Source organism: Zavarzinia sp. (genome assembly GCF_041650655.1).
Classification (GTDB): domain Bacteria; phylum Pseudomonadota; class Alphaproteobacteria; order Zavarziniales; family Zavarziniaceae; genus Zavarzinia.
The window spans coordinates 1-2,557 of the sequence record NZ_JBAZKR010000288.1 but is presented as its reverse complement, the minus strand read 5'-3'; the positions used below and the strand labels follow the sequence as shown (position 1 = coordinate 2,557).

3 protein-coding genes are annotated in these 2,557 nt (G+C 66.3%); 1 reads left to right on the top strand and 2 read right to left on the bottom strand.

What is annotated here, in order from left to right:
- The first annotated feature begins 257 nt into the window (after window positions 1-257).
- Window positions 258-1,121: a YicC/YloC family endoribonuclease gene (locus tag WC493_RS23715; RefSeq protein ID WP_373069206.1), complete on the top strand. Its 864-nt coding sequence runs from the start codon at window positions 258-260 to the stop codon at window positions 1,119-1,121.
- A 79-nt stretch (window positions 1,122-1,200) separates the two neighbouring features.
- On the opposite strand, the gene WC493_RS23710 is transcribed toward WC493_RS23715, so the two are convergent.
- Complete coding sequence (locus WC493_RS23710; protein ID WP_373069204.1) at window positions 1,201-1,662, bottom strand: copper chaperone PCu(A)C; 462 nt, start codon at window positions 1,660-1,662, stop codon at window positions 1,201-1,203.
- Between the two features lie 46 nt (window positions 1,663-1,708).
- Window positions 1,709-2,308, bottom strand: a complete 600-nt coding sequence (locus WC493_RS23705; protein WP_373069202.1) for a Crp/Fnr family transcriptional regulator — start codon at window positions 2,306-2,308, stop codon at window positions 1,709-1,711.
- Window positions 2,309-2,557 lie beyond the last annotated feature (249 nt).

Below are 2,557 nucleotides of genomic sequence, written 5' to 3'. Positions count from 1 at the left end.
TCCTTGATTGCCACCGGCGTACCGGCGGCGTCGTGCGCCAGATAGACAATCGAAAAACCGCCCACCGAAAGCTGCCGTTCGAAACGGTAGCCTTCAAGTTCATAGTCTGCCGGCAGCGGCTGGTTGTTCTGCGAAAACACGGAGGGGGATGTCGGAACGGGTTATATACTCCCCCAATTTTCCTTGTTCGCCCCCCCGCTGTAAACCTTTCGTTTGGGCGGCAGGAACGGAGATTCCTCAAAATCATGATCCAAAGCATGACCGGATATGCCGCTGCCAGCCGCGACCTGGGCAGCGCAGTATTGAGCCTGGAGCTCAAGAGCGTCAATTCGCGCTACCTCGATATTGGCTTCCGCCTCAGCGAAGACCTGCGCTTCCTCGAAATGCCGCTGCGCGAAAAAATCACCGAACGCATCGCGCGCGGCAAGATCGAAATGCGCGGCTATCTGCAGGCACAGCCGGCGCAGGGCGCCGCGGCGCGCCAGCGCACGCCCGATGCGGCACTGCTGGCTGAACTGGGTTCGCTCGACGCCGCCGTGCGCGGCGCCCTGCCGCAGGCCGCCCCGCTGTCGGTGGCCGAGGTGCTGCGCTGGCCCGGCGTGCTGGGCGACGACACGATCGGCGCGGAGCAACTCCAGGCGGCGGCGCAGGAACTCTTCGCCGGCCTGCTCGACGAGTTCGTCGCCTCGCGCTCCCGCGAAGGCGCCAAGCTGGCCGACGTCCTGCGCGACCGCGCCGCCCGCATGCGCGAGCGCATCGCCGCCGCCGAACCGCTCCTGCCGGCGGCGCTGGCCGCCTACCGCGAACGCCTGGCGGCCAGGCTGCGCGAGGCCGTGGCGAACCTGGACGAGGACCGCATCCGCCAGGAAGTCGGCGTCTTCGCCGCCAAGATCGACGTCGCCGAGGAAATCGCGCGACTGGTGACGCACATGGACGAGCTCGACCGGGTCCTGAAAAAGGGCGGCGCGGTCGGCAAGCGGCTGGATTTCCTGATGCAGGAACTCAACCGCGAAGCCAATACCCTGTCGTCGAAATCGGTCTCGGCCGAAGTCACCGCGATTGCGCTGGACCTAAAGCTGCTGATCGAGCAGATGCGCGAACAGGTGCAGAACCTGGAGTAAAGCGGTCGGCGCGGCAGGCCGCCTGGCCTGTGCGCCCGATATCGGTCGGGCGCCGTAGCGCCAGCGCCGACTTTCTTGTTCAGTGCTTCGAGTGATCCATCGGCTCCGCCTTGGCGGGCGTCGTCAGCGGCTTGACCGGTGCCTTGACTTCGACCGTGCTGCGCTTCTTGTCCTTGCCTTCGATGACCAGCGTCACCGGCACGGTGGCGCCGTCCTTCATCTGTTCCTTGAGGTCCATCAGCATGACGTGGTAGCCGCCGGGCTTGAGCTCGACCGTCTTGCCGGCAGGCAGGTCGAGGCCCTTCATTGCGCGCATCTTCATGACATCCTTTTCCATGACCATTTCATGGACCTCGACCACGCCGGCGACCGGCGATTTGGCTTCGACCAGGCGCGCGTCCTGCGCCGAGGTGATCTGCATGAAGGCGCCGGTGGCCTTCTGCGCCGGGACGGTGGCGCGCACCCAGGGATCCTTGACGGTGACCTGGGCCATGACGGGAAATGCGGCGAACATCAGTGCGGCGAGAGTAATGCGTTTCATGCGAGCTCCTTTTGGTGAGGTGACGGGGTAACGGCAGTGAGGCTGACTAGATTGCGAATGCCGGATCGGCGACCAGCATCAGGCCGTGGCGGCGGCCCCGGCGCTGCAGGATGCCGAGTCGGCGCAGGCGGCTCATGGCGCGCGACACGGTGGCCTCGGTGAGGTTGGTGATCGCCGCCATGTCGCGCAGTTCGGGAATCATGATTTCCTTGCGGCCTTCGTCGCGATAGCGCGCCAGCAGCAAACACAACTGGCGCACGCGTTCGAAGGCTGCGCCGGCGCGCAAGGCCAGCGCATCGGCGGCGCGCCGTTCGACGGCGGCCAGCGTCTGCAGCAGGCTCTCGCCGGAAAGCGCCTTGTCTGCGGCGAGCCAGGGTTCCAGCTCGCAATCGCCGATCGCGCTGGCGGCAAAGCTGTATTTGCCGAACAGCAGCGTTTCGGCGCCGATGACGTCGCCGCGCAAGGCCAGGCCTGCGTAATTGCTGCCTTCGGCGGTGATGCGGTCAAGCCGCACCGCCCCGCTCTTGACGCGCCAGGCGATGCCCTCGACCCCGGCGGCATAGATGTGCTCGCCGATGGATATCTTGCGTAATTGCACTGTCGGCCGCGTGTTCACCGCCGCCGGTGTTGCCATGAGTGTCTGCATGATCCTGCTCCTCGTAAGTCGTCGATGCGCCCGGCTTCATGCGGGCGCGACTTTGTCCGCCGCTACGACGGAATGCGGAGGGTCAGGCCTGGGGTGGCCCGCGGGGCGGATGTGACAGCCACGCAAGGGCAAAGGGCGAAAGCAGGGGGCCGGCGACAAGGACCCCGCGAAAAGTCGGCGCCGGCGGCACGCCGATCGCCACGTCTGCCAGCAGCAGCGGGGCACTGGCGGCACACAGCGTGCAGCAGT

Excerpts from the sequence above, each read along its gene's own strand:
- WC493_RS23715 (WP_373069206.1), top strand. The coding sequence starts at position 258 with ATGACCGGATATGCCGCTGCCAGCCGCGACCTGGGCAGCGCAGTATTG.
- WC493_RS23710 (WP_373069204.1), bottom strand. The coding sequence starts at position 1,662 with ATGAAACGCATTACTCTCGCCGCACTGATGTTCGCCGCATTTCCCGTC.
- WC493_RS23705 (WP_373069202.1), bottom strand. The coding sequence starts at position 2,308 with ATGCAGACACTCATGGCAACACCGGCGGCGGTGAACACGCGGCCGACA.